General features: G+C 44.9%; 26 protein-coding genes and 1 tRNA gene. 18 read left to right on the forward strand and 9 right to left on the reverse strand.

What is annotated here, in order from left to right:
* Positions 1-12: 12 nt before the first annotated feature.
* The 5 genes from B3O12_RS12020 to B3O12_RS12040 are packed head-to-tail and all read left to right on the forward strand — an operon-like array spanning position 13 to position 3,324.
* Positions 13-645 (forward strand): LON peptidase substrate-binding domain-containing protein, encoded by a 633-nt coding sequence (locus tag B3O12_RS12020; protein ID WP_286756453.1) that lies wholly within the window; start codon positions 13-15, stop codon positions 643-645.
* Between the two features lie 2 nt (positions 646-647).
* Entirely contained in the window at positions 648-1,112 is a 465-nt protein-coding gene (locus tag B3O12_RS12025; protein ID WP_286756455.1) for an NADH-quinone oxidoreductase subunit A, read from the forward strand.
* Between the two features lies 1 nt (position 1,113).
* The gene (gene nuoB, locus B3O12_RS12030; protein ID WP_189628329.1) at positions 1,114-1,635 is read left to right on the forward strand and encodes an NADH-quinone oxidoreductase subunit NuoB; all 522 of its coding nucleotides are present in this window, start codon (positions 1,114-1,116) and stop codon (positions 1,633-1,635) included.
* Positions 1,625-2,107, forward strand: coding sequence for an NADH-quinone oxidoreductase subunit C (locus tag B3O12_RS12035; protein ID WP_286756457.1), 483 nt, complete (start codon positions 1,625-1,627; stop codon positions 2,105-2,107). Before nuoB ends, B3O12_RS12035 begins: the two co-directional genes overlap by 11 nt.
* The gene (locus B3O12_RS12040) at positions 2,107-3,324 is read left to right on the forward strand and encodes an NADH-quinone oxidoreductase subunit D (RefSeq protein WP_286756458.1); all 1,218 of its coding nucleotides are present in this window, start codon (positions 2,107-2,109) and stop codon (positions 3,322-3,324) included. The genes B3O12_RS12035 and B3O12_RS12040 overlap by 1 nt, the downstream gene beginning before the upstream one ends.
* Before the next feature lie 6 nt (positions 3,325-3,330).
* Here B3O12_RS12040 and B3O12_RS12045 read toward each other — a convergent pair whose 3' ends face one another.
* A complete protein-coding gene (locus B3O12_RS12045) occupies positions 3,331-4,068 on the reverse strand; it encodes an SH3 domain-containing protein (RefSeq protein ID WP_286756459.1) in 738 nt (245 codons plus the stop codon).
* Positions 4,069-4,141: 73 nt separating this feature from the next.
* Here B3O12_RS12045 and B3O12_RS12050 point away from each other — a divergent pair.
* The 10 genes from B3O12_RS12050 (at position 4,142) to B3O12_RS12095 (ending at position 15,462) form a co-directional block, all read left to right on the forward strand.
* Positions 4,142-4,214, forward strand: a tRNA-Lys gene (locus B3O12_RS12050).
* A gap of 196 nt (positions 4,215-4,410) precedes the next feature.
* Positions 4,411-5,211, forward strand: coding sequence for a glutamate racemase (gene murI, locus B3O12_RS12055; protein ID WP_286747127.1), 801 nt, complete (start codon positions 4,411-4,413; stop codon positions 5,209-5,211).
* Between the two features lie 193 nt (positions 5,212-5,404).
* Positions 5,405-6,502, forward strand: coding sequence for a complex I subunit 1/NuoH family protein (locus B3O12_RS12060; protein WP_189628324.1), 1,098 nt, complete (start codon positions 5,405-5,407; stop codon positions 6,500-6,502).
* A complete protein-coding gene (locus B3O12_RS12065) occupies positions 6,499-7,398 on the forward strand; it encodes a 4Fe-4S dicluster domain-containing protein (protein ID WP_286756460.1) in 900 nt (299 codons plus the stop codon). The genes B3O12_RS12060 and B3O12_RS12065 overlap by 4 nt, the downstream gene beginning before the upstream one ends.
* 1 nt (position 7,399) lies before the next feature.
* Entirely contained in the window at positions 7,400-7,927 is a 528-nt protein-coding gene (locus B3O12_RS12070) for an NADH-quinone oxidoreductase subunit J (protein ID WP_286756461.1), read from the forward strand.
* A complete protein-coding gene (nuoK, locus tag B3O12_RS12075) occupies positions 7,917-8,219 on the forward strand; it encodes an NADH-quinone oxidoreductase subunit NuoK (protein ID WP_189628321.1) in 303 nt (100 codons plus the stop codon). The genes B3O12_RS12070 and nuoK overlap by 11 nt, the downstream gene beginning before the upstream one ends.
* Entirely contained in the window at positions 8,216-10,348 is a 2,133-nt protein-coding gene (gene nuoL, locus B3O12_RS12080; protein ID WP_286756462.1) for an NADH-quinone oxidoreductase subunit L, read from the forward strand. Before nuoK ends, nuoL begins: the two co-directional genes overlap by 4 nt.
* A gap of 3 nt (positions 10,349-10,351) precedes the next feature.
* On the forward strand, positions 10,352-12,049 hold the full coding sequence (locus B3O12_RS12085) for a complex I subunit 4 family protein (protein WP_286756463.1): 1,698 nt from the start codon (positions 10,352-10,354) through the stop codon (positions 12,047-12,049).
* Entirely contained in the window at positions 12,046-13,566 is a 1,521-nt protein-coding gene (locus B3O12_RS12090) for an NADH-quinone oxidoreductase subunit N (RefSeq protein WP_286756464.1), read from the forward strand. The genes B3O12_RS12085 and B3O12_RS12090 overlap by 4 nt, the downstream gene beginning before the upstream one ends.
* Before the next feature lie 9 nt (positions 13,567-13,575).
* Positions 13,576-15,462, forward strand: coding sequence for an amidophosphoribosyltransferase (locus tag B3O12_RS12095; RefSeq protein WP_286747139.1), 1,887 nt, complete (start codon positions 13,576-13,578; stop codon positions 15,460-15,462).
* Positions 15,463-15,849: 387 nt separating this feature from the next.
* On the opposite strand, the gene B3O12_RS12100 is transcribed toward B3O12_RS12095, so the two are convergent.
* Both B3O12_RS12100 and B3O12_RS12105 read right to left on the reverse strand, forming a co-directional pair.
* Positions 15,850-16,176 carry a HesB/IscA family protein gene (locus B3O12_RS12100; protein ID WP_189628316.1) on the reverse strand — a complete coding sequence of 109 codons (327 nt, stop codon included), beginning with the start codon at positions 16,174-16,176 and terminating at the stop codon, positions 15,850-15,852.
* 1 nt (position 16,177) lies between these two features.
* Positions 16,178-16,585 (reverse strand): hypothetical protein, encoded by a 408-nt coding sequence (locus tag B3O12_RS12105; RefSeq protein ID WP_189628315.1) that lies wholly within the window; start codon positions 16,583-16,585, stop codon positions 16,178-16,180.
* Positions 16,586-16,713: 128 nt separating this feature from the next.
* Here B3O12_RS12105 and mce point away from each other — a divergent pair, with 128 nt between their 5' ends.
* Both mce and thiL read left to right on the forward strand, forming a co-directional pair.
* A complete protein-coding gene (gene mce, locus B3O12_RS12110) occupies positions 16,714-17,115 on the forward strand; it encodes a methylmalonyl-CoA epimerase (RefSeq protein ID WP_189628314.1) in 402 nt (133 codons plus the stop codon).
* Positions 17,116-17,384: 269 nt separating this feature from the next.
* Complete coding sequence (gene thiL / locus B3O12_RS12115) at positions 17,385-18,422, forward strand: thiamine-phosphate kinase (RefSeq protein ID WP_189628313.1); 1,038 nt, start codon at positions 17,385-17,387, stop codon at positions 18,420-18,422.
* On the opposite strand, the gene B3O12_RS12120 is transcribed toward thiL, so the two are convergent.
* Positions 18,408-19,211, reverse strand: a complete 804-nt coding sequence (locus tag B3O12_RS12120) for a J domain-containing protein (RefSeq protein ID WP_286756465.1) — start codon at positions 19,209-19,211, stop codon at positions 18,408-18,410. The genes thiL and B3O12_RS12120 overlap by 15 nt on opposite strands.
* Before the next feature lie 94 nt (positions 19,212-19,305).
* On the opposite strand from B3O12_RS12120, the gene B3O12_RS12125 reads away from it, so the two are divergent.
* The gene (locus tag B3O12_RS12125) at positions 19,306-20,160 is read left to right on the forward strand and encodes an aminotransferase class IV (protein WP_286756466.1); all 855 of its coding nucleotides are present in this window, start codon (positions 19,306-19,308) and stop codon (positions 20,158-20,160) included.
* Here the strand turns inward: B3O12_RS12125 and B3O12_RS12130 are convergent.
* The 5 genes from B3O12_RS12130 to B3O12_RS12150 all read right to left on the reverse strand — a co-directional run bounded on the left by B3O12_RS12130 (position 20,139) and on the right by B3O12_RS12150 (position 25,453).
* Positions 20,139-20,432, reverse strand: coding sequence for a hypothetical protein (locus B3O12_RS12130; RefSeq protein ID WP_189628310.1), 294 nt, complete (start codon positions 20,430-20,432; stop codon positions 20,139-20,141). The two genes, B3O12_RS12125 and B3O12_RS12130, sit on opposite strands and share 22 nt — an antisense overlap.
* Positions 20,433-20,512: 80 nt before the next feature.
* Complete coding sequence (locus B3O12_RS12135) at positions 20,513-20,878, reverse strand: hypothetical protein (protein WP_189628309.1); 366 nt, start codon at positions 20,876-20,878, stop codon at positions 20,513-20,515.
* A 141-nt stretch (positions 20,879-21,019) separates the two neighbouring features.
* Positions 21,020-23,590, reverse strand: coding sequence for an ABC transporter permease (locus B3O12_RS12140; RefSeq protein ID WP_286756468.1), 2,571 nt, complete (start codon positions 23,588-23,590; stop codon positions 21,020-21,022).
* Positions 23,577-23,912, reverse strand: a complete 336-nt coding sequence (locus B3O12_RS12145; RefSeq protein WP_189628307.1) for a PadR family transcriptional regulator — start codon at positions 23,910-23,912, stop codon at positions 23,577-23,579. Before B3O12_RS12145 ends, B3O12_RS12140 begins: the two co-directional genes overlap by 14 nt.
* A gap of 281 nt (positions 23,913-24,193) precedes the next feature.
* Positions 24,194-25,453, reverse strand: a complete 1,260-nt coding sequence (locus tag B3O12_RS12150) for a cystathionine gamma-synthase family protein (protein ID WP_370299794.1) — start codon at positions 25,451-25,453, stop codon at positions 24,194-24,196.
* Positions 25,454-25,530: the final 77 nt, after the last annotated feature.

Genomic DNA, 25,530 nt, shown 5'->3' on the forward strand with positions numbered 1-25,530 from the left:
GTGCTTTTTCCGATGGCAAAACGCGTTGTTCCCTTCTTTCCGCTTCAGTTGGTGGCCTTTCCTGGCGAACAGGTCAACCTTCATATTTTCGAACCACGCTACAAACAGTTAATCCAGGAGTGTCTGGACAACGGCAGCACCTTTGTCATTCCGGTTTTTCAGAATAGGGTATTAGACTTTGGTAGCGAAATGGAGATAGTGAGTTTGGTGAAGCGCTACACCACAGGCGAAATGGATATTATTACCCGTTGTATTAGCGCAGTGCAGGTTTTATCCTTTAATGACAAACTGGGCGACAAGCTTTATGCCGGAGGAGAGGTAGAAAGCTTAGAAAACATTAACGACCCGAGCACTGAGCAGTGGAACGAGCTAAAAACATTGGCCAAAGAATTAGTGCAGGTATTGAAAATGGAAGATAAACTAGATGTAGATTTGGTCACCGATTCGTTTGAATTGGCTCATAAATTAGGTTTATCTTTAGAGCAGGAGTATGATATGCTGCAAATGGTGAGAGAGTCACAAAGACAGACTTATATGATTAACCATTTAACCCGTGCGCTTCCGTTGGTCAAAGAAATGGAGCGGGCTAAGGAACGAATTCGAATGAATGGGCATTTTCAGCATCATGACCCACTGAATTTTTAAACATGATAGAAAGCAATCTTTCTGAATTTGGTGTTTTGCTCATCTTCATATTAGGAGCACTTCTCTTTGCTGTAGTTGGACTTCTGGCCTCTCGGCTCATTCGGCCCAACCGTCCGAATTTTGAGAAACTCACCACCTATGAGTCAGGCGAAGATACCGTAGGTTCTGCCTGGGGGCAATTCAACCTGAGATTCTATATTGTTGCGCTCATCTTTATTCTGTTTGAGGTAGAAATTATTTACCTGTTTCCCTGGGCGCTGGTTTTTGGCGATGAAGCCCTTGTGCGTGGAACCGACTGGCAATGGGCCTGGTTTGCCATGACAGAGATGTTCATTTTTATTGGAGTTTTGGCACTGGGTTTGGCCTATGCCTGGCGAAAGGGCTATCTCGATTGGGTGCGCCCACCACAGAAGGCAGCCTCCTTTAAGTCAAAAATTCCGGCAGAAGCCTATAAGAAGTATTTGTAATATGGGATTACTCGACCAAAAGATTACGCACGGAGGGGTAATTATCTCCAAGTTAGATGACCTTATCAATTGGGCCAGGTTATCTTCTATGTGGCCAATGGGGTTTGGTACCGCCTGTTGTGCCATAGAGTTTATGAGCGCGCAGAGCACTCCATACGATCTGGACCGTTTTGGTGTAATACCCAGAGCAAGCCCCAGGCAGTCCGATGTAATGATAGTGGCCGGCACAGTTACATTCAAAATGGCCGATAGAGTACGCAGGCTCTACGAGCAAATGGCTGAGCCTCGTTATGTCATTTCCATGGGATCCTGCTCTAATTGTGGAGGCCCTTATTGGGAGCATGGCTATCACGTGGTAAAAGGGGTCGACCGCATTATCCCTGTTGACGTTTATGTGCCCGGATGTCCGCCTAGGCCCGAAGCATTGATTGGAGGACTTATTAAACTTCAGGACAAAATAAGAAGTGAGACTATTGTTGCCCCGAAAGCCGTAGAAAAAATACTTGGTACGCATGAAGGCTGAAGAAATAAAAATACTCCTTGAAAAAAGCTTTCCGGGAAAGGCATTCGAGCTGATTGAAAACGCTACACCTCAAGGTTTAGCGGTGTCTGCCGAAGATCTGGTAGAGGTGATGGATTTTTTGCATACCCATAACCAGCTTTACTTTGATATGCTTTCCTGTATTACGGGCCTCGATAATGGCCCCGAAACCGGAACTATGGAGGTGATTTACAATCTCTACTCAATCCCTAACAATATTCATCTTATGGTGAAGGTGGTATTGAATAGATACAAACCGACTATTGATTCGCTGGTAGACTTGTGGAAAACGGCCGACTGGCAAGAGCGGGAAGTTTTCGACATGTTTGGAATTCATTTCAACAATCACCCGGATTTGAGGCGAATTCTAATGCCTGCCGATTGGGAAGGTTACCCACTGCGCAAAGATTATAAGGAACAAACTTATTACCGGGGTATGAAAGTAGAATACTAGTGGCTAATCAAGTACAATACATATTCGACAATAAGAATCTCAGGCAATCAGAGCCTCAGAAGTTCAGGCCGGAAGACCTGAAGCGAGACGAAATGATTGTGAACATTGGTCCGCAACACCCCTCTACTCATGGTGTGCTTCGCCTTGAAGTAATTACCTCCGGAGAAGAGATTGTAGAGGTTGTTCCGCATATTGGTTATTTGCATCGCTGTTTTGAAAAGCATGCGGAAAATCTGCCCTACAACCAAACCATACCATTTGTAGACCGCATGGACTATCTGGCTGCGATGAATTCAGAGCATGCCTTTGCCATGGGAGTTGAGCGAATGTTGGGGATTGAAAAGGATATTCCGGCCAGAGTAGAATATGTTCGGGTGGTAGTTGCCGAACTTAACAGACTGGCTTCGCACTTTGTTGCTTTAGGCAGCTATGGCATGGATCTGGGAGCTGTAACCGCTTTCTTCTGGATGATGCGCGACAGGGAGCATATTCTCAGGTTGCTGGAATGGGCCTCGGGTGCTCGTATGCTGTACAACTACATTTGGATTGGAGGGCTTTTTTATGATTTGCCGGTAGGTTTTGAAGAGCGTTGCCTCGAGTTTGTAAACTACCTCAAGCCCAAACTAAAAGAGCTGGAGCAAGTGGTGATTGACAATACCATCTTTGTAAATCGTACGGCCAATGTTGGAGTACTACCCTTAGATTTGGCCATCAACTATGGCATTACAGGACCGATGTTGAGGGGTTCCGGTCTTCGGTTCGACTTACGTAAAGTAGATGCTTACTCTGTGTATCCCGAAATTGATTTTGATGTTCCTGTGGGTAAAGGCCAAATGGGGCAGTTGGGAGACTGCTGGGACAGAACCTGGGTGAGGGTGCAAGAGTGCTATGAGTCTATTGGTATTATAGAACAGGCTCTGGAAAAACTTACCAAGGAGCACAAGAGAGATCGGGATTTTGACCCACGAGCTATGGTGCCGAAAAAGATTCGCCCCAAGGCACAAGATATGTACGTTCGGGCAGAGAACCCGAAAGGGGAGACGGGCTTTTATTTCCGGGCCGATGGGAGGTCTGATATCCCTTTGCGCTGCAAAGCACGAGGGGCCAGTTTTGTGAACCTTTCCATCATTAATGAGTTGGCCAAAGGAGGGCAAATTGCCGACCTCATTGCCGTAATTGGTTCAATAGATATTGTGCTGGGAGAGGTAGATCGATAGCTTGAGTTAAAGCAACTTTTTAAGGTTGTTTTCTCTAATGTAGGCCCGTTGTCCTCTCCATTTAATTTCGTACCAGATGTCTTTCTTGCCAATGATTTCTACCCTGTGCCCCTGATCGATGATTTCCACTAACTCGGCTGCAGCTGAAGGGCCGGTCATGAGATAGGCTTTATTTTGCATTACCAGCCCTCTGGTTTTGGCTTGGTTAAGGTTCACCACATAAAAAATAAGGGCCAGAACAATTAGCAAACTGGCTGCCAGGCTGGGCGATTTCGCTCCGTGCTTTTGGATTTTTCTATAGATCATGGCAACGATCAACACCGCCAGGGCAAAGAGTACACCCAGCACCTCTAGTTTATAATCCTCGACTGCTTTTTTGGCTTTTTCAAACTGGCTCATGTTGTAGCCTTCCAGTCCGTTAACACTGGCCAGTTGTTTCATCTTGTCCAGCACTTCTTCGTCTCCGGTAATCCGCAAATAGTCGTGCAGGTAAAGCAGGGCTTTGGCAATGTTGCCCATGGCTTCATTGCTATAGGCCATTTTGAGCAACATGGCAGGCGATGCTTCATTTTGCTCTTGATAGATTTTCTCGTAAATACTTAGCGATTGTGTGTACTTTCTTACGCTGAATAATGAATCTGCCTTCTCTAGCTCTTTTTTAAAGTCTTGACTATTAGATAGTTGTGGAGCTAAAAATAAAGCTAGAAATATTAAATTCAGAAAATTGAATCCTCTCTTTTGCATTTTGTTTTTAAGGTCTTACCTTTGCAACCGCAATTAAGGAAAACGACCTTAATTGCCCAATGAAAAACTTCTTGATCTGGTAGCTCAGTTGGTAGAGCATCTCCCTTTTAAGGAGAGGGTCCTGGGTTCGAGCCCCAGCCAGATCACCCTCAAAAGCCTCAGATTTTCTGAGGCTTTTTTTATGTTCAAAAGCGTTGATTTTATTGCCTTGGTTTTCATTTTCACCCACCTTTTGAAACGGGGTCTCATGGTTCACGAAGTTAGAAAGCATTTTAGCTTTAGTTTTACCGTTTACAATATTTAACGCTTTCTTTGAGTACCTACTTTTCAAGTTTAGCAAGAATGAATCGACCCATCGGAATATTTGATAGCGGACTAGGAGGCCTTACCGTGGCCAATGCCGTGTATAGGCACCTCCCCAACGAACGCATGGTTTATTTCGGAGACTCCGCTCATTTGCCCTATGGCGATAAGTCGGCCGCTACCATTCAGGCCTATTCCGTAAAAATTTGCGATGTGCTTTTGCAAAAACACTGCAAGCTCATACTTATAGCCTGCAATTCAGCTTCGGCAGCAGCTTATGAGCTGGTGAAGGCGTATGTGGGTTCCAAAGCCAAGGTGCTCAATGTGATTGATCCGGTGGTAGCCTATGTGGCCCACAAATATGCCGGTCGAAAAGTAGGGCTCATTGGCACTAAGCAAACAGTGGGGTCAGGTGTATATGAGTATCAACTAAAGGTTAAAGATCCTTCCATACAGTTTTGCGCTTTGCCAACTCCTCTGCTCGTGCCTATGATTGAAGAAGGGTTTCATAACAATAACATTTCTGAGGCCATCATTGAGCAGTATTTGGCCGACCCGCTTCTGGAAAATATTGATACGCTGATTTTAGGGTGTACACACTACCCACTTATTAAAAGTCAGATCGATAAGTTTTATGAAGGGCGTATAGAGGTAATTGATTCTTCTATGATTGTGGCTAAAGCCCTGGCTCACTACCTGGCCGAGCATGGGCTGGCTTCTGCTCAGCGGCAGGGAGAGCATGAGTTTCTGGTGTCAGACATTACCCCCTCTTTTGAAAAAGCGGCCGAACTGTTCTTTGGCAGAAAGGTGCCTCTGGAAAAACATATCCTTTGGGAGTAAGTTGTAACCCTTGAATAGGCTTGGGTAAGGAGGACTTTTATAAGCTCAAAAAAGCGATTATAAAGTGTTCTTTACAGATTCCATGAACTAATTTTACAAGCAGGTGTTAGTAGTCTATTAAAATGGTAGGCTATTGATTATCCGATCTAAGAATTAAGTGTTTAATTTGCATTAACCAAGGACTTCGTTCAGCGTGTACGCATTTCTATTCTTCCTTAATTTTTTACTGGTTTATACCGTATTTGCCGTCTATGCTGAACGCAAGATATCTGCTTTTATTCAAGATCGGTATGGGCCAATGGAAACAGGCTACTATGGCCTGCTTCAAACAGTGGCCGACTTACTAAAGCTTATTCAAAAAGAAGATATTGTTCCTCTAAAGGCCGACAGAAAACTGTTTAAGCCGGCTCCAGTCATTATTTTCACTGCAGTATTTGCCGGATTCGCGGTTTTGCCACTTACCTCCGGTTTTTCAGGCTCTTCGGCCCAAATTGGTATTTTCTATTTGTTGGCTATTGTGTCGCTTGATGTTGTGGGGATACTCATGGCCGGCTGGGGGAGCAATAGTAAGTATGCGCTTTGGGGGGCAATGCGTTCTGTGGCACAAATAATTTCATACGAAATACCCCTTGGACTCATGGTGGTTTGTGTGGTGCTTATTGCCCAAACACTCAACTTACAGGAAATTACTTACCAGCAGGGCATTTGGTGGGGGCATCAAAAGGCCGAGGCGGCCAACTACCTGTTTGGCATAAAAGCTTTGGGTATAGAAACTACTCATATTGGAGGAGTTTTAACCTGGAACATTATGCGTTCTCCACTTCTTCTCATTGGCTTTGTAATATTCTTTATTGCCTCTTTGGCAGAAAGTAACAGGGCTCCTTTCGATATTCCTGAGGCCGAATCGGAACTGGTGGCGGGCTTTCATGTAGAGTATTCGGGCTTTCGTTGGTCTATGATTATGCTGGCCGAATATGGAATGATGCTTCTGGTGGCATTTTTGGCGAGCATTCTGTTTTTGGGGGGCTGGAATAGTCCTTTCCCCAATATAGGGGGCGTACGACTTGCCGAGTGGACGAGCGGGATTCCGGGCACCTGGCCGGGGCATCTTTGGGGAGCTTTTTGGATGATTTCCAAAGCTTTGTTTTTAGTGGCGGTTCAAATGTGGATACGCTGGACTTACCCACGATTACGTTTGGATCAGCTCATGAGCCTGAGTTGGAAGTATTTAACTCCCGCATCTATACTTTTGGTATTGTTATGTGCAGTTTGGAGGCTGCTCATGCTATGAAAGGTTATTGGAGAAACATAAAAACGGCTACTAAAACCCTCAAAGAAGGGCTTAAGGTTACTGCCCGGCATATGAAAGATGCCCGTAACCAGCGTACAGCCATAGTTCCTCTGGCCGAGAACTATTTTGAGAAGCAAAATGCCATTTTCACCACGCAGTATCCTAAAGAGAAGCTCCCTGTGCCGGATCATGGGAGATACAAATTGCACAACGAGATCGATGACTGCATAGTCTGTGATAAGTGTGCCAAAGTATGCCCGGTTAATTGCATTGAAATTGAACCTCTCAGATCGGTTGAGGAAATCGGCAAAACATCGGACGGAACCCCAAAACGTATTTATGCGGCTAAGTTTAATATAGACATGGCCAAATGCTGTTTCTGTGGGTTGTGTACTACCGTGTGCCCTACCGAATGCCTTACCATGACCGATGAGTATGATTTTAGCGCTTTCGATTTTGCTGAGCATAACGTGCCATTTGCCACCATGACTCCCATGGAGATACTGCAGAAAAAGAAGGAGCTTGAAGAGTTTAATAAACAAAAGGAGGCGGCTAAAGCCTTGAGTAAAGAGGCTGTGCCCAAAGTGGAAACTCCGGCCAAGCCGAAAATAGGAGGTGCAAAGCCTGCCTTTAAGCCAAGAGTGCAGGGGGCTAAGCCCAAAGTGGCAGTAAAACCGCAAATACCTCAAAAGAAAACGGAAGAACCCAAAGAGACTGGCAGTTCTGAAGAGTCAAAAGCTAAGCCAAAACCTGTATTTAGACCAAAGGTGCAGCCCAGGCGTCCTTCAGGAGAAGAGGACGAACAGCAGGCCAACGATGAGGCTCCTAAAAAAGCGGCAAGGCCGGTATTGAAGCCAAGAGTTCAACCCAAAAGAGACAAAAACGAGGAGGAGTAATATGGAGTTGGAAACTATACTTTTTTACTTCTTTGCTGCGCTCACAGGTTGCTCGGTTCTTTTTGTGGCCATTACCAAAAATATATTATATGCGGCATTCGCCCTTATACTCACTTTTATAGGAGTAGCTGGTTTGTTTGTCTTTTTGGGAGCAGAATTTATAGCCATTACGCAAATATTGGTTTATGTAGGAGGTATTCTCATTCTATTGGTGTTTGGTGTAATGTTTACCCAAAGGCTCAAAGGCCAGCGGGTACAAACGGGCAGGTATCAGCTATTGCTTGGTTTTTTAACGGCCTCAGGTCTGTTGGGCCTGCTGATACAAACTATTCATAAGGGTTCCTTTAGCCAGCTACCGTGGGTAGACCAGGAACACACCCAACAGGTAGAACTGTCTTCTTTTGGGCTGAGCCTGATGACAGACTATGTATTGGCTTTTGAGGTGATTGGAATATTGCTTTTGTTAGCTCTGATAGGGGCGGTTCGTGTGGCAGGAAATGCCAGAAAGGAGGGAACCGATGCTGCTTAACACAATGCTGGTATTGGGAGCGCTTATGTTCTGCTCAGGATTGTTTGTGGTACTCACCAAGAAAAACACCATAATGGTGCTCATTGGTATTGAGTTAATGCTTAATGCAGCCAACCTGAATCTGGTTACATTTAGCCGCTTCGACCCGCAGGCTCTTCAAGGGCAGGTATTTAGTCTGTTTGTGATTACTGTGGCCGCTGCAGAGGCTGCCGTGGCTTTGGCCATTGTGGTTAAGGTATATAAGTACTTCAAGACCTCCGATCTGGATCGAGTAAAATCAATGAAGGGATGATTGAGTTAGACCACCTCATAGCACCAGAACAGTCGGAATACACCCTATGGGTTGTGGCTCTGCTGACTTTGCCTTTGCTTTCAGGTCTGATTTCTGCCTTCTTAAAACAACAGGCACCCTATGGTTCGAGCTTTCTAATTGGGCTAAACCTTGTAGTAGCAGGTTTTCTTGCTCTGTCACTATGGGATGAGCCGGTCAGTATTCGGGGTTCATGGTTTAGTTTAGCAGGCAATGATTTTACCTATTCCTTCTTTTTAGACCGGTTGGCTTTGGCTATGTCTGTCATAGTCAATTTTGTGGCCTTGCTGGTGCACCTGTTTTCTATAGAATACATGAGGGAAGACCCCTCTAAACCGCGGTATTTTGCCTATTTGGGGTTGTTCACGTTTTCCATGATGGGCATAGTGCTTTTTCACAACCTGCTCTTTATGTTCATTTTTTGGGAGCTGGTGGGGCTTTCATCCTTTTTGCTCATTGGGTTTTGGTTCGAAAAAAAGTCGGCATCCCTAGCGGCCAATAAGGCCTTTATCCTAAACCGAATTGGCGATCTGGGCTTTATTACGGGGCTTATGATTTTGTACACCCAATTTCAGACCCTGGATTTGGACGCAGTAAAGAGTTTAATGGCCATTTCTGAAATTGAAGACGGCAATTGGGTGGTAGCGTTCAAAAAAGCGGGTCAGGAAGTAATGGCCAGCCTTGATGGGCGCTGGTTGAGTGCGGCAGGCATAGCCCTCTTTTGTGGAGCAGTGGGTAAATCGGCTCAATTTCCCCTACAAGTGTGGTTGCCGGATGCCATGGAGGGACCAACCCCTGTTTCGGCATTGATTCATGCGGCCACCATGGTAGCAGCCGGAGTATTTATGCTGGCCAGAATTTTTGTGTTGCTGGATGCCCAAGCTCTGGAAGTCGTGGCTATTGTGGGGGCGGTAACTACTTTTATGGCGGCTATAGCCGCTCTTTCTCAGTTCGATATAAAGAAGGTGTTGGCCTATAGTACTATTTCTCAATTGGGATACATGGTGTTAGCCATGGGGGTTGGAGCCTTTAGTGCCGGTATATTCCACCTAATCACTCACGCTTTTTTTAAGGCCGGCCTATTTCTCAGTGCCGGTATTATTATTCATCAGTTGCACCATCTAGAAAAGGGTGGACAAAAGTTTGACCCCCAGGATATGCGTGTGATGGGAGGCTTACGTAGAAAAATGCCCGTCACATTTTTTGCCTTCCTGCTTTGCTCCTTGGCGTTGGTAGGGCTTCCCGGCTTTTCGGGTTTTTTGTCTAAAGACGCCATATTGCTCGACCTGGCAGTGTGGGCCGATGAGAAAGGCGGAGGCTTTTACATTCCGGAAGTACTGGCCTTTATGACAGTGGTTTTTACCGCTTTCTATACCTTTAGAATGATACTTCTGGTGTTTTTCGGAGAGTTCAGGCTGGCAGGCATACTGGGTAGAAATCAGTTGGAAAATGAACTGCATGAAGGCAACGGGTGGCTTACTGTGCCGGCTGTTATTTTTGCCCTGCTATCGCTTTCCATTCCATTTGGGTTTACCTTAAACCCTGAGAATTCCTGGCTTATGCAGGCTTTGCCTACTCCAATGTATGTGGTTCCGGTCGCGTATGCTGCACAAAGCCTGCTGGATATTCCTCATGAAACCTTTGAGGTTTTACATGGTTTGGTCAATGCGGTTTCCATTGGTCTTGCTTTGGCCGGTTTAGTGCTGGCTTATTGGGTGTATAGGCCGGGAGGAAAGCTACAAAAGTCATTTATTGAGAAAAGAGAGCCTGTGGGTGTATTTGGGCAAGTGTCGTTCTATCATTGGTATCTCAACGCCCTCTACGAGAAGATTATTCTAAAAGGTATTTTGGCCAAAGCCAGAGGGGTGGCCTGGTTCGATAGGTGGATTGTAGACGAAGCGGTTAATCTGTTGGCCAGGTTACAAGTGGTAATAGCCTACCTTACCCGCTGGTTCGATCGTGTGTTTGTCGATGGTCTGGTTAATCTTACAGCTCATTCTATTGGAAAAGTTGGGCAATTAACCCGAAGTATCCAATCGGGTAACATTCAGGCGCAAATACTCGTGACCTTTATATTTTTGTTAACCTTAATTTTGCTGCTAGTACTTTAGCCCATGGAGCACATACTATCATATATCGTATTTATTCCTCTGGTTGGCGCTCTGGTAGTGCTTCTTACACCAAAGGCCTATCAGCATTTGTATAAAGTGCTGGCTATTGGTTCCACAGGCTTATCACTCTTACTTACCTTATATGCCGTGCATATGTTCGATGGGGGGCTTGTGCCTCAAATATCGGGAGAAGCCAATCTGCAATTGGTCGAGAAGGTGGAGTGGTTTAGGCTTAGTCTGGGGTCGCTCGGTACTTTTTCAGTAGACTATTTGCTGGCGGCAGACGGCCTGAATATTTCCATGCTTTTGCTGGCCTCTATTGTATTGTTTATTGGAGCTATAGCCTGCTGGAAGATAAAGGAAAAACAAAAGGCATATTTTGGGCTTTATTTGCTTCTAAGTACTTCTGTGTTGGGGTGCTTTGTGGCTTTAGACTTCTTTTTGTTCTATCTCTTTTTTGAGTTTATGCTCTTGCCCATGTATTTTTTGGTGGGGCTGTGGGGTGGTCCCAGAAGAGAATATGCGGCCATTAAGTTTTTCATTTATACCCTTGTAGGATCTATCCTAATACTCATTGTAATGATTGGGCTGTACAACTCAGTGTATGACCCTGTGAAAACGGCCGAGCTGGCGAGCCTTAACGGCACAGAGCTAAGCATTGAAGAGGTTCAGGCTCTGGTGGCTGAGGGACGAATTGAAGAGGGACAATTGGTCAAATCTTTCAATATGCTTTATATGGCCAACCCGGCCAATTACATTCCGGGTTCATTGCTGGAGCGCAGTGGGTTAAGTACTTTGTTTGGTGAGCCTATCCGCTGGATGGCCTTTCTTGCAATCTTTATTGGGTTCGCCATTAAGCTGCCTTCTTTCCCGTTTCATACCTGGTTGCCCGATGCTCACGTGGAAGCTCCCACGCCCATTTCGGTGGTGCTGGCCGGAGTACTCCTAAAGGTGGGTGGATATGGCCTGATCAGAACGGCCTTTGCCATGTTTCCTGATGCAGCCTATCATTACGCCTGGCTCATTGGTTTTCTGGGTATGTTCTCCATTATTTATGGAGCTATGAATGCTTTGGCCCAAAAAGATTTAAAGAAGCTTATAGCTTATAGTTCCGTTTCTCATATGGGTTTTGTGCTTTTAGGTTTAGCGGCAATGACCAGCGAGGGAATTAGCGGAGCCATTTATCAGATGTTTTCGCATGGACTCATTTCTTCTATGCTCTTTCTAATTGCCGGGGTACTCTACGATAGAACACATAACCGTACCATTGAACATTACGGAGGTTTGGCTCATCAAATGCCTTATTACACCGTGTTTGTAGGAATTGCCTTTTTCGCTTCGCTGGGTTTGCCGGGCTTTAGTGGGTTTATAGCGGAGTTGTTTGTGTTTATAGGGGCGTTTAAGTCTTCTGCAGTAATCGGTGCAATCCCTGCATGGATGGCCATAGTTTCTACTTTGGGACTGGTTTTGGCTGCCGGATACTACCTATGGACCTTCCAGAAGATGTTTCTTGGTAAGTTTTGGGTAAAGGAAAAGAATTGGCTGCCTGCGCTTAAAGACCTGACCATTCGCGAATACATGGTATTAGTTCCGCTGGTGGTTCTCATCATTGCCTTTGGTATATACCCCGGCTTGTTGCTAAACTTAATCAATACCGGAGTGGAATCTTTTGTCGGACACCTAACCGAGTGGTCTAAATGATTGTTCTGGTGGCCAGCATGCAAAACCCGGGAGGACTTGCTGAGCAACTTCAGCGCTTAAAAGAAGGGCTTCATTTTATGTTGCCCGAAATAGGCATTGTAATTACCATTATTTTGCTGGTGGTTTATGATCTCCTTTTTCAGAAGAATAAGTCTGTTGGACTAGCTGCCATACTGTTTTCTGCGCTTAGTTTTTTGCTAGTTTTTCAGGTATTGAGCTTCTTGCCCGAGGCAAATGCCCTGCCTTTATTCGAAGGTCTTGTGACTCATTCTGCCGGAGCTAATTTATTTAAGATCGGCTTCTTGCTCAGTCTTTTAGTAGCTCTTTTAATGGCTGTTACTTCCCGAAAAGATAGTCTGCATTATTTCGATTCCAGCGAAGTATTGGTGTGTTTGCTGGGAGTGCTTCTTGGGGCGTTTCTTCTGGTTATGAGCTCCAACCTGCTGATGATTTATGTGGCCGTAGAGTTGGTGTCTATCTGTAGTTATTTATTGACAGGCTTGGGCAAGGGTAAAAAGAAATCGGAAGCGGCCATTAAATACCTGCTCTATGGTGCTGCGGCTTCTGCGGTAATGCTGTACGGAATGAGTTGGCTTTATGGGCTAACCGGATCAATCGATCTTAACTCCGACTCCTTCAAAATAGGTCTTGATTATGCTGCGGTGGTACCACTCAATATTGCTGTATTTATGGTGCTGTGTGGTTTGCTCTTTAAGCTTGGCGCCTTTCCCCTGCATGTGTGGGCTCCCGATGTGTATAGGGCCACACCGCTTCCAACGGTTGCTGTGTTTTCCGTAGTGCCCAAATTGGCTGCTCTTTTGGTATTGCTTAGGCTGGTGGCGGCTACAAGTGCAACCCACTTCGACTGGCAAACCTGGCTGGGAATACTTTCTATAGGAGGAATGGTTGTGGGTAACTTTTCCGCACTTTGGCAAGACAACGCTAAACGAATGCTGGCCTACTCTTCTATTGCTCATGCTGCTTTTTTACTGGCCGGAGTGTCAATTATGAATCGTACCGGTCTGGAAGCTACCGTGTTTTATGCACTGGCCTATTTACTCATGAATTTGGCAGCGTTTTACCTTATTCAAATGGTAGAAAATAAAGTAGGGAGTACATCGTACGAGCAGCTTAAAGGGATGGGCAAGAAGATACCATACGTTTCTGTTTTGCTGCTTATTGTAATGGTTGCCCTCACCGGACTGCCGCCCACAGTAGGGTTCAATGCCAAGCTCTATTTGTTTAGTGCTGTTTATGATGAGTTTGGTCGCTCAGAGAGCACTATTTTGCTTTGGGTACTCCTTGTGGGGCTTCTCAATACCGTTGTTTCACTTTTCTATTACATTAAGATTCCCTACCTGCTCTTTTTTAAAGAAGGAGAGGGCAATGTAGCTCCTGGAGCCTACACCATTAGAGCATTAATACCCGGCACTTTACTGGTGTTGTCGGTGTTGTTACTATTCTTTAGGTCCGATTGGTTTGTTGACCTATTGAATAGTATTAATTTTGTGCTTTGAGAAGTTGACATGCTAGAGCCCATTAAACATGAGTGTGGTATAGCCCACATTCGTCTGAGAAAACCCCTTCAATACTATATTGATAAGTATGGTTCGGCAACCTACGCGGTAAACAAGCTTTACATTATGATGAAAAAGCAGTCGAACCGTGGCCAGGATGGTGTAGGGGTGGCCAATATTAAAATGGGTGTTGCACCCGGCCAACGATACATCAGCCGTTACAGAACCATTAACTCAGAACCGGTTGAAGAGATCTTTACCAAAATTGCCAAGAAGTTTGCCAAAGCCAAGAAGAAGGAGGGGTATAACCCCAAAAGTGCACAATGGCTTAAAAACAACATGGGTTTTACCGGAGAGGTGTGGCTTGGACACCTTAGGTATGGTACCCACGGAACTAACAGTATAGAGAGCTGTCATCCGTTTTTGCGGCAGAACAACTGGCGTAGCCGAAACCTGGTAATGGCCGGAAACTTCAACATGACCAATGTTGACGAACTCTTCGATATTTTACTTAGACTAGGGCAGCACCCCAAAGAAAAGACCGATACCGTAACGGTAATGGAAAAGATCGGTCACTTTATTGACGAAGAGAACCAGCGTATTTTCGATAAGTATAAGAAGAAAAAGGAGAACCACGAGATTACCGATATTATTGAAAATGAAATGGACCTGCAGCGTGTGCTCAAACGTTCATTCAAAGATTTTGACGGTGGTTATGCAATGGTGGGGCTGCTGGGGCATGGCGCTTCTTTTGTGGTGCGCGATCCAAACGGAATTCGCCCGGCCTATAAGTATATAGACGATGAGGTAATAGTGGTGGCCTCAGAGAAGCAGGCCATCAAGGCCGCTTTCAACGTGAAATACAATGAGATAACCGATGTACAGCCCGGGCATGCTCTTATTATTCACAAAAGTGGTGAGTGGGATGAAGTGCCTATTATGAAGCAGCAAGAGCTTAAGGCCTGTTCGTTCGAGAGGATTTACTTTTCCAGAGGAAACGACCCCGAAATTTATCAGGAAAGAAAACAACTGGGGCGCCTTTTGGTACCTCAGATATTGAAGGCAATCAACTTCGACCTCAGAAACACTGTGTTTTCATACATTCCTAACTCAGCAGAAGTCTCGTTTTTGGGAATGATGCAAGGGTTGGATGATTACCTCATGCAAAAGCAAAAGGAGGTAATTGTAGATAAGAAACCTACGCTAGACGATATTGAGCAAATGCTCAGTTTTAGGCCCAGGGTAGAAAAGCTTGTGATCAAAGATGCAAAACTAAGAACCTTTATTGCAGACGATGCAAGCCGTGACGACATGGTGGCCAATGTCTATGATACAACCTATGAGGTGATTAGAAAAGGCATTGATACGGTGGTGGTTATAGATGACTCCATTGTAAGGGGTACTACTCTTGAGAAGAGTATTCTTCGCATGCTCGACAAGCTGGAACCCAAGAAAATTGTGGTGGTTTCTTCGGCACCACAAATCCGTTATCCCGATTGTTACGGCATTGATATGAGCAAGATTAAGGAGTTTGTGGCTTTCCGAGCCATGCTTCAGCTCATAAAAGAACACTATAAAGAAGACCTGCTAGAAGATGCCTACCATCAGATTCTGGCCAATATGGAATCTAAAGAGCAGTTAAACTATGTGCAAACTTTGTACAATCAGTTTACAGATGAGCAGATTTCAGCCAAGATTACAGAGATCATTAGGCCGGAGGGCTTAAAGGCTGAGTTGGAGGTAGTGTATCAAACGGTAGATAACTTGCACAAGGCTTGCCCAAACAATTTGGGTGATTGGTATTTTACCGGAAACTATCCAACTCCTGGAGGTATGCGGGTGGTAAATAAGGCCTTCGTTAACTTTATGGAGGGTAAGGAGGTAAGAGCTTATTAGTACTGAGTATTGGGTACAAAGTACCTAGCACAGAGACTACTGAACCCTAATACTAGTGTTTTGACTGTTAGGGCCGTCATTCTGAAGGCGGCACGACTGAAGAATCTCCTACTTGGCATAAAAAAATTAGAGACTGTTTCAAAAGCTGGTTGTCACTCCCGGCTCCGATCGGGAATCCCTCAAATTGGCACTTAAGGCCGGTAGAGACTCCTAGTCGTCAGACCGCTCCGAGTGGTTTGGATGTCCATAAAAAGCAAAAGCCACTCAATGAGTGGCTTCATTATTCATTTTTTTTCGTGAAGCTGAACATACTTCAGCATATATAAGTGATAGGACTCTGAATCAAGCCTGCCTGTCGGCAGACAGGTTCAGGGTGATGCTAACTTCTTAAACCGAGAAGCTCTCTCCACAACCACAGGTTCTGGAAGCGTTCGGGTTAATGAATTGAAAACCTTTGCCGTTCAATCCGTCAGAGAAGTCTAACGTTGTCCCCAACAAGTAAAGCAAGCTTTTTCTGTCTACCAGAATTTTCACTCCTTTATCTTCGAAGACCTCGTCCTTTTCACGGATTTCGGCATCAAACTCCAGGTCATACATTAGGCCGGAACATCCTCCTCCTTGTACAGCTACCCGAATGTTATGATTGTCGGTTTTGCCCTCTTTCTTACGTAGCTCAATAATCTTCTCTCTCGCTATGTCGGTTACTTTTATCATCTTACGCTACTGGATTTAAAACTACACTAAAAACGGTTATGGTATTGATGTCTCTGCCATAATACAGTTTGTCTAGGGCATCGTACATATTGCTGGCTCTAAAGTAAGAAGTGTGTAGCTCATTGTCGCCTTTGGCGATCCACTGTACGGTGTACGACTGATACTTGTCTTTGTAAGACTGTACATAGTCATACATCTTTTTCAGTGCATCGAGCTTGTCGATTCCAACTTCAGAGTGAAACAGGAAGGACTGATTGTGCCTGGGGTTAATGGTAATAAGGTCTAGTTTTACCTTACCCTCAACCGTCTGAAATTCAAAACTCAGCTCACTGCCGGTTATGCTCAGGTGGCTTTCTATCTTTTTTTGAAGCTTTACGCTTTCTACGTGTATATCCGTTCCTGTAGTCATTTTTTTATTGTCTATTGTGCTGCTTCATCGCTATATTCAAGCGATTAACTTAACCAACCATGGGTCGATTAAGTTCACATGCAGCCGCAAAGATAACCAATGAAAATCAATTGATTAAAAACTACGAAATGAGAAAAATAGAACACATTGGCATTGCTGTAAAGAGCATAGAAGAATCGAATGTGTTGTTTGAGAAGCTCTTTGGTCGAGCCCATTATAAGATTGAGGAAGTAGCCTCTGAAGGGGTCAATACGAGCTTTTTCCAGGTTGGTCCAAATAAGATTGAACTACTGGAAGCTACGCGCCCAGACAGCCCCATAGCCCGTTTTATTGAAAAGAAGGGAGAGGGTATTCATCATATAGCTTTCGATGTGGAAGATATAAGGGCCGAAATGAAGCGATTGGAGGCTGAGGGGTTTACGCTTCTTAATGAGGAACCCAAGCGCGGAGCAGACAATAAACTGGTGTGTTTTCTACACCCAAAAACTACCAACGGAGTGTTGATTGAGCTGTGCCAGGATGCTGGGTAGTTCATAGGTCAAAGTTCATTGTTTATGATTCATAGTTCATGGGACATCTTTTTTAGATTGGGGGAGGTAAAACTTTTGTGCCTTGGCTGCCATAAGCTATAAAGACTTTTCAGGCAGCGTTGGCCCAAGGATTGGCCCATCCGTTCCATAAGAACTATCCAAATACTGGCCTTAGGATTGTGCCCTTAAAATGAGCAGATTTCCAACTTTGAACCTGAAACATAAAACTCCTAAACTGAAATTGTATCTTTGCCCCAGAATAGAAAACTATGGCAGAAAAGCGTACAGAACTATCGGATTTGGGAGAGTTTGGTCTTATCGACCGAATTGCTGAGGGGATTGAAAGACAACATTCAAGTTCGGTGCTTGGCATTGGAGACGATGCGGCTGTGATGGATCGTGGCGAAGAGTATAGTCTGCTTTCTACCGATATGCTGGTAGAAGGTATACACTTCGATCTTTCCTATGCACCCATTCAGCATTTAGGCTATAAGGCGGTGGCGGTTAATGTTTCAGACATAGCGGCCATGAATGGAACTCCCGAACAAATAACAGTGTCTCTGGCCTTGAGCAATCGCTTTTCACTAGAAGCCATAGAGGCTTTGTATGCTGGTATTAAAGCTGCAGCCAAAGATTTTAAAGTAGATATAGTAGGAGGAGACACCACCGCATCAACCAGTGGGCTTATTATCTCTATTTCTGTACTGGGGCGAGTGGCCAAAAATGAGGTGGTTTATCGCAAAGGCGCTGGGCAAAACGATATACTTTGCGCTACTGGCGATTTAGGGGCGGCCTATATCGGGCTTCAGGTGTTGGAAAGAGAAAAACAAACCTACCTGGCCAACCCGCAAATGCAGCCACAGTTGGATAAATACCAGTATATAGTACAGCGTCAATTGAAGCCGGTTGCCCGAATGGACATTGTGCACGAGCTGAAAGAAGCCGGGGTAGTGCCTACCAGTATGATCGATATTTCTGACGGGCTGGCGTCAGAGGTATTCCATCTTTCGAAACACTCTCAGGTAGCTTTTGCGCTGTATGAAGATCAGTTGCCAATCGATAAGCAGACCTATGATACTGCAGTAGAGTTTAACCTCGATCCCATTACAGCAGTGCTGAATGGGGGAGAAGATTACGAACTACTCTTTACCATAAAACAAGAAGATCATAAGAAGCTGGAAAAACATCCTGACATACATTTTATTGGCCATGCACAAGCCTTAGATAAAGGTAATTTGCTGGTAACTAAGAATGGTAACCGTGTACCCATTAAGGCCCAGGGGTGGAACCATCTAGCTGAGAAGTAGGAGGGTTAGTACAATTAAGCCAAAGAAAGTACTGACTATTGCTGCGTTGAACTTGGCCTCAGGGGTAAACCATCGAGAACTACCCAGTGCCCCGGCAATAAATACCAAAAGTGCGAACAGGTAAATAGCAGGAGGTGGGTTAATGGATTTAATATATGTTGACGACTGCGGGGTTTTAAAGCTGTGTACTCCATAAAAAAGGCTTTTCCGCAAATCAACCGTTTGCCCTAAAGCAGGGGCTAAAGAAGGGTCAGAGACCTTTATTGTAATACGTTTGGTAGGAGCATCGGGTGAGCCACCTGGGCTTTGGTACTCCACATTCACAAGTTCAAACAGATTGATGACCTGGGCAGAGCCTGCATCGGTAAAGATGAAAAAATCCAGGATGAAGCTGAAGGCAAACAACATCATAATCCTGTTAATGATGGCAGCTGTTCGGGCATTGGCCTTGTAGTCTGTTGGGCTGTAGCGATTTCGCCCGGAGTAGCCCAAGTCTTGTACCCAGCTGGTGGCCCGCTCTTCTTCCTGTCTCCTGAGCATTTCCTGTACCTCAGCCCAGGTAAAGGTTATTTCCGGCTCGTTCAAATCTCCATTGTCGTATCGCCTGCGAGTGTCCTCATTACTGAGAATGGAGTGTGCTTCAGTGAGCTCCTGAAAACGAGCCTGAGCATTGGCCGAATTATTAAGGTCGGGGTGGAAGTGCTTGGCCTTTTGCCGATAAGCTCTTTTGATATCTTCTTGTGTGGCCGACCGTCCTATTCCCAATATCTCATAGTAATCTTTACTCATATCATTTTGATTGGAATGCTATTAGGGAGAGCTATTTCTTTTTACTTTCAGGCCTTTAAGAAGCTATTCCGATTCAAATTATTAAATCTTGTTTATGAAGCCAATACATTATTTCAACGGTGAATTTTTACATAAAGAAGACATCCATATTTCGGTCGATAATGTGGGCTTCTTAAGAGGGTTTGGGGTTTTTGAATTTTTTAAGGCCAAAGGCTCTTCGCCCATATTTATAGAGGATCACCTGGAAAGGCTGTATCGATCGGCAGCAGGATTAGGCCTCGAGGTGCCTTTGAGTAAAGAACAGTTCCACGAGACCGTTAAGCAACTGTTGGTGAAAAATGGCATGGCCTATTCTTCGGTTAAAATAGTCTTGAGCGGTGGGCCTTCCACCGATGGGTTTACACCGGGACCTACGGAGGTACTCATTTTAAATATGCCTTTTGCCGATTTAGACGCCTCGGTTTATGCACAGGGAGTAAGCCTTATGCTTTGCCAATACGAGCGAGACTTTCCGCATATTAAGAGTTTGTACTATGCCAACGCTGTTGCGCTTCAACCAGAGTGGAAGAAGCAAGGGCATATTGATGTGTTGTATTACAAGGGAGAGTATGTTTCGGAAGTGTCACGCTGCAATGTGTTTATGGTAAAAGACGGGGTGATCAAAACCAATCAGGAAGGAGTGCTTAGCGGAATTACCAGAATGCATGCCATCGAAGCTCTTAAAAATAGGTGGCCCGTAGAAATAGCCCCCTTAAAACTAAAAGAATTGTTAAGTGCCGATGAGGTATTCATTACCAGCACCACAAAGAAAATTCTACCGGTTGTGAAACTTGGAGATCATCAGATTGGTACGGGTTCACCGGGTCTTGTGAGCAAAGCTGCGTTAGAGGCCTTCAATGCCTATATAGAAGATCACCTGGCCGGCAATCAGGCAGCCTGCATTTCATAGCCAATTACATCCAGCAACATGTCTACTATTTGCACAGGAATGCGTTTTTCCATCTCCTTGTATCTATAGTTAATCACATGGCCATCTTCAAGCTGAAAGGCTATACGCCCTGTCTGAATTTTATTTTCAAAGATTTGAATCTCCAGAATAGTCTGGTCTATGCCATTGCTGTAGGTGTTGTTGATTCGCCAGGTCACATTATTCCCTATCTCTACCAGCTTGTTAAGCAGGCTACGGACAGTTTCTTTTTTCTCGTGAAATAGCTGAATCATTGCAATAACGTTGATACAATATACTAAGACAACGCTATTTGCAAGGTTAAGTTTGGTAAAATTTACTGGTGTCTGCTCAATCAGTCATCTTCCGGGTAAGGCACAAAAAGAAAGTTGGTAAAGTCGGGCTCCACCACAAAAAGACAACAAAACTCATCGGGGTTTTTATATGCTTTTTTGAAAGCCTCCGCATCTTCTATAAGCTTGCGTTGCACAAACTCATCGATATAGGTGATGTAGTAATTCCAGTTAATGGCCAGGTCTTCTTTGCCAATAAGTTTTTGCCCAATGGCAATGTCTACTTTAGAAATCGGAAATATGGGATACTCCGAAAAGCCTCTTTTTTTCACCTGATAGGCAGCTTCTTTCAAGGTATCGGCCACCACCACAAAGTCTTTGGTAATGGTGCCCAGGTATTTGCCATTCAATTCCGGATCGTTCTGCATAGCGCAAAGTTAAGGCTAAGTGAGGAAGTAGAGAAACCTTAAGCCCAACAAGTATAAATGTGAGGGGACAAGGCGTATATTCCATGTCATGAGTAAGGCTGCCCAGATACGTTTAAACTCCGCTGCGTGCCACCGCTCGTCCTATTCTTCTTTCAGGTATTTTACCGGATTGAGCCGCATGGCCTTGAACAGTTGTGAGTAGATGGTGAGTATGGCAACCACTAAGACACTGGATACGGAGAAAACCATAATGCCCATTCCGAAACTAACATGTTCGGGGTAATTGTTTAACCAACCCTGCATAATCCAATAGGCCACGCTTATGCCCGTAACTACTCCCAGAATTAAAAGAAGAAGGTATTTCCCAAGATAAAGCCCGAATATTTGGCGAGCTCGGGCGCCTACTACTTTTCGGATACTTACCTCTTTGAGGCGCTGCCTGATCTGAGTGCCAACAAAGCCCATGAGCCCCATGCATGAAAGCACTATGGCAATAATGCTGCCCCCTCTAGATACTTTCTGAATGTTAGTTTCCAGCTCATACTGATTGGCAATGTCATCTTCCACAAGGGTGTAGTTGAGTGGATAAGGAGCAAACATTTCGTTGTGTATGGCCTCTATCTGCTCCATTAGTGCCTGGTTCATAGCGTCAACTTTCACGTGCGTATCGTAAGTAGTGAGGTAGCCGCCCATATACAGTATCAGTGGTTGAACGGGAGTGTGCAGCGATTCGAAATTAAAGTTCTTTACTACCCCGATAATCGTGGGCTTACTAAAATCGCCATAGCTGAAATTTATGGTAGTACCTACGGCATTTTCCATGCCACGCGCTTTTACAAAGGCCTCATTTACAATGCAGGCCTTGGTGAAGTCTGTGGCTATACCGGGGTCAAAATTTCTGCCTTGCAATAATTCCATGCCCATGGTTTCCAGGTAGTCTGTGTCAACCCTGGCATGGCGTACAATAACCTGCTCACCCTCATCGGTTCGATAGTCGGTGCCATTGAAGCCGGAGGCTATGGACACATTTTGTATACCTGAGAGGCCAAGTAAGCGATTCTTAAATGTGTTTTTCAGAGACTCCTCCTCAATAGGCCTGAAAATGCGTACCAGGTTTTCTCCGTTGTAGCCAATGTCATAGTTCAATAAAAAGTTAAGCTGCTTGTTTAGTGTGAGCATACTGGCCAATAAGAAAACAGCAATGCAAAACTGTAGGGTAACCAGCATTTTAGAAAGCAGATTTCTGCCGCCCAACCTGGCTTTGCCCTTGAGCCCGGCCACCGTTTTGAAGCGAGAAAGGAGTAAGGCTGGATATAAACCGGCTAGCACGGTGCTGAGCAACATTATGCCTACTCCGCCAAGAAGAAATTTTTGGGAGAAAATGACTGACAACTCGTAGCTTTTGTTGGCATATGTGGCAAAGGCCGGCATAATTATATAGATAATGCCCACCGAAAGAAACAAGGCCAGGAATGACGAAGTAAAGGCTTCGACTACAAACTGTTTGAATATACCGGTTTTCTCAGCACCAAAAACTTTGCGCAAGGCTACTTCTTTGAGCCGAACAAGGTAATTGCCCACTGCAAAGTTGGCGTAGTTTACACAAGCAATTAGCAGGCAAAATGCTCCTATAATGGCCGTTATAAGTATCATCTGATTATCTCCTCGCGCATTTATGCCATTGCCCGTACGAAGTTCCGGGTTCAAGTGAATGTCCGTAAGTGGCTGAAGCCCCAGAGCCACGTCAGCTTCGAACTCATCGTTCTGCAATAGAATATCGGTCATTTGTTGTTCTACTTCATTCACCGAAACCCCTTCAGCCAGAGTGAAAAAACAATTCATATTAATGTCGAACCAAATGGTTGTGCGTCTTTGATTGGCCTGTGCCCACAGGCTGAAAGGCATCAGTATTTCGGGCCGTATAGAGGTGTTGCCAGGAAAGTCGCGGTATATACCAATCACCTTAAAGCGTGCTTCCTCGTTGTCTAACACTAAGGTAATTTCATCCGAACTCAGGTCGGCAGGAATGCCGTAGCGCAGGGCGGTGCTTTCGGATATAACCACTGTCGAAGGGTCATTGAAGGTGCCTGCTCCGCCAATTAAGAAGTTTACATCAAATATGTCAAAGAAGTCACCATCGGCATAGTGTGTTACCTGGTTAATGAACTCCCTGTCGATTTTACCCAGAAAGAAGCCGCTTTTGTACCTGCTCGAAAGTTCAATTCCTGCTATCTGTCGAGGCAACTCTTCACCCATAAGATAGGAAGAGCCTGCAAAAACGCTGGGCTTGTCGCCAAAACCCATGGAAGCCTTAATGCGATATGTCCGGTCTGCTTTTTCATAAAACCCATCAAAGGAGTATTCGTCTGTTACAAAGACAAAAGCCAGCCAGCTGATGGCTATGCCTATGGCCAGCCCTAGAATGTTGAGTGTAGAGTAGCCTCTGGTTTTCCATAAAAAACGAAGCCCCGTTTTGAAGTAATTGTGAAGTAGCATGATTCCTGAATGTTGAGTTTTGACCTTAATTTTTACTTGGTGGAAGCTTTTGAAGACTTCCCAGATGTATTTTCTTTTGGCGTAGGCAGACCCCCGCGTTTCATGGCGCCACACAAAAGCCTCATGCAGGTCGCCTTCTACCTCTTCGAGCACCTCGGTTGGGCAAATGCGCTGCAACAGCCTAACGGCCCACTGTGGAGGTTTAGGCAATGCCATAATTGAAAGAGGCTTTGGGAACCTGAGACCACATTTGTGTTCTTCTTTCCTGAATTTCGTGAGCTACTTTGTAGCCGGTGGGCGTGGCTCGGTAGAGCTTTTTGCGTTTTCCTCCCCGTTCCGGGGTGGGTTCGCCAAAGCTTGATTTAACCAGTCCTTTTTTTTCCATGCGCTTAAGCACCATGTGAATGGCCGGTAAAGAGATGGCTTGTTTCATGTGTTCTTCATATACTTTGGCAATCTCTACACCGTGGCTCTCCTCCTGCATGAGCAGAATAATGAGAATGGTTTCTTCCAGGGTACCCAAAGAGTAATCGCTCATATTGTTAACATTTGTTTAAAATATATCTGACGAATATAATTAACAGATGTTTAAAAAATCAAAATAGTTTGAATGAAGAGGGAAATTTATGTAGTGAACCGATGGATACGCAGGGTAAAGCTTATCGACTCTTGATTCTTTTTTAGCGAGAGTGGCATAAGAAGAAAGTGGAGGGTGCCTCCAGGATCAGCTTATTAACCGCCTGGGCCTTTAACCAATTGGTAGGCACAGATGCATAAGCTTAGAAACCCATAAGACACCCTCTGGATCAGACTAGTATTTTAGACAGCCGCCAATGCCTGGTCAATATCCCATTTGAGGTCTTCGATATTTTCAACTCCAATGGAAAGCCTTACCAGCGCATCGGTAATGTTCGATTTTATTCTGTCTTCAATGGGTACTCCGGCATGAGTCATTGAGGCAGGATGCTCTGCCAGTGATTCTGTGCTGCCAAGACTTACGGCCAATTTCATAAGCTTAAGGTTGTTGAGAAAGCGGAATGCCTCTTTCTCTCCTCCTTTAATATCGAAAGAGACCATAGCGCCAGTTCCTTCGCACTGTTGCTCGAAAATTCGCTTTTGGTTCTTGTCTTCTATAGAACCGAGGTAATAAACCCTCTCTACCTTAGGGTGTTTCGTCAGAAATTCGGCTACCTCTATGGCATTTTGTTGTTGCAGGTCCATTCGGGCTTTGAGTGTTTCAAGGCTTCGCATTAGTAGCCACCCTGTCCATGGTCCGGCCATATTACCCAGAAAAGTCCGCATGGCTTTTACTTCAGCAATTAAAGCTTTAGAGCCCAGGCAAGCTCCTGCTATTACATCGCTGTGGCCGCCTATGTACTTGGTGGCCGAGTAGAGAACAAAATCTGCTCCGTGTTGCAGCGGGTGTTGCCAAAGCGGCCCCATGTAAGTATTGTCAACAGCAATCAAAGGCTGGTTATCTTCAGAGGCCAGAGCGTTGGAAATTCGTTTACACATGGCCAGGTCGATCAGCGCATTGGTGGGGTTGGCCGGAGTTTCCACAAAGATCATCTTGAGTTTGGAGGCCAGTCCCCTGTCGCTTATGGCTTTCATTATCTCTTCTTCTTGCTGGTGTGCATCGAAGCCGATGATTTCTATGCCAAAACGGGTTAATATTTCTTCTATAAAATGGCTGGTTCCACCATAAACAGGTTTGCTGTAGAGTAAGGCATCGCCAGGGCTCAGGAAGCCCAGCAGTACAGTGGTAATGGCCGACATGCCACTTTCAAAAACGGCACAATCTTCTGCTTTATCCCACAGCGTGAGCCGGTTCTCTAAAATTTCCAGGTCCGGATTGTTCAGTCGGCTATAAATAAGTCCCAGTTCCTCCGACTCTCCTTTCTCTCGAAGGCCATAGGCTACTTCGAAAAACGACTTGCCTTCTTCGGCATTCTTAAAAACAAAAGTACTGGTTTGAAAAATCGGGCATTTAATGGCTCCTTCAGAAAGGGCCGGCTTATAGCCATAAGACATCATGAGGCTCTCGGGCCTCATGCGTAGTTCGGGTTGTTCCATTTCCATAGTTTGAAATAGAAAATAGATCAAAAATCTTTTTGATGTCAATTGATCAGAAAATATATCTTATTTATATTTCCATT

Origin of the sequence: Roseivirga sp. UBA838, assembly GCF_002296035.1 — a bacterium.
Taxonomy (GTDB): Bacteria; Bacteroidota; Bacteroidia; order Cytophagales; family Cyclobacteriaceae; genus Roseivirga; species Roseivirga thermotolerans.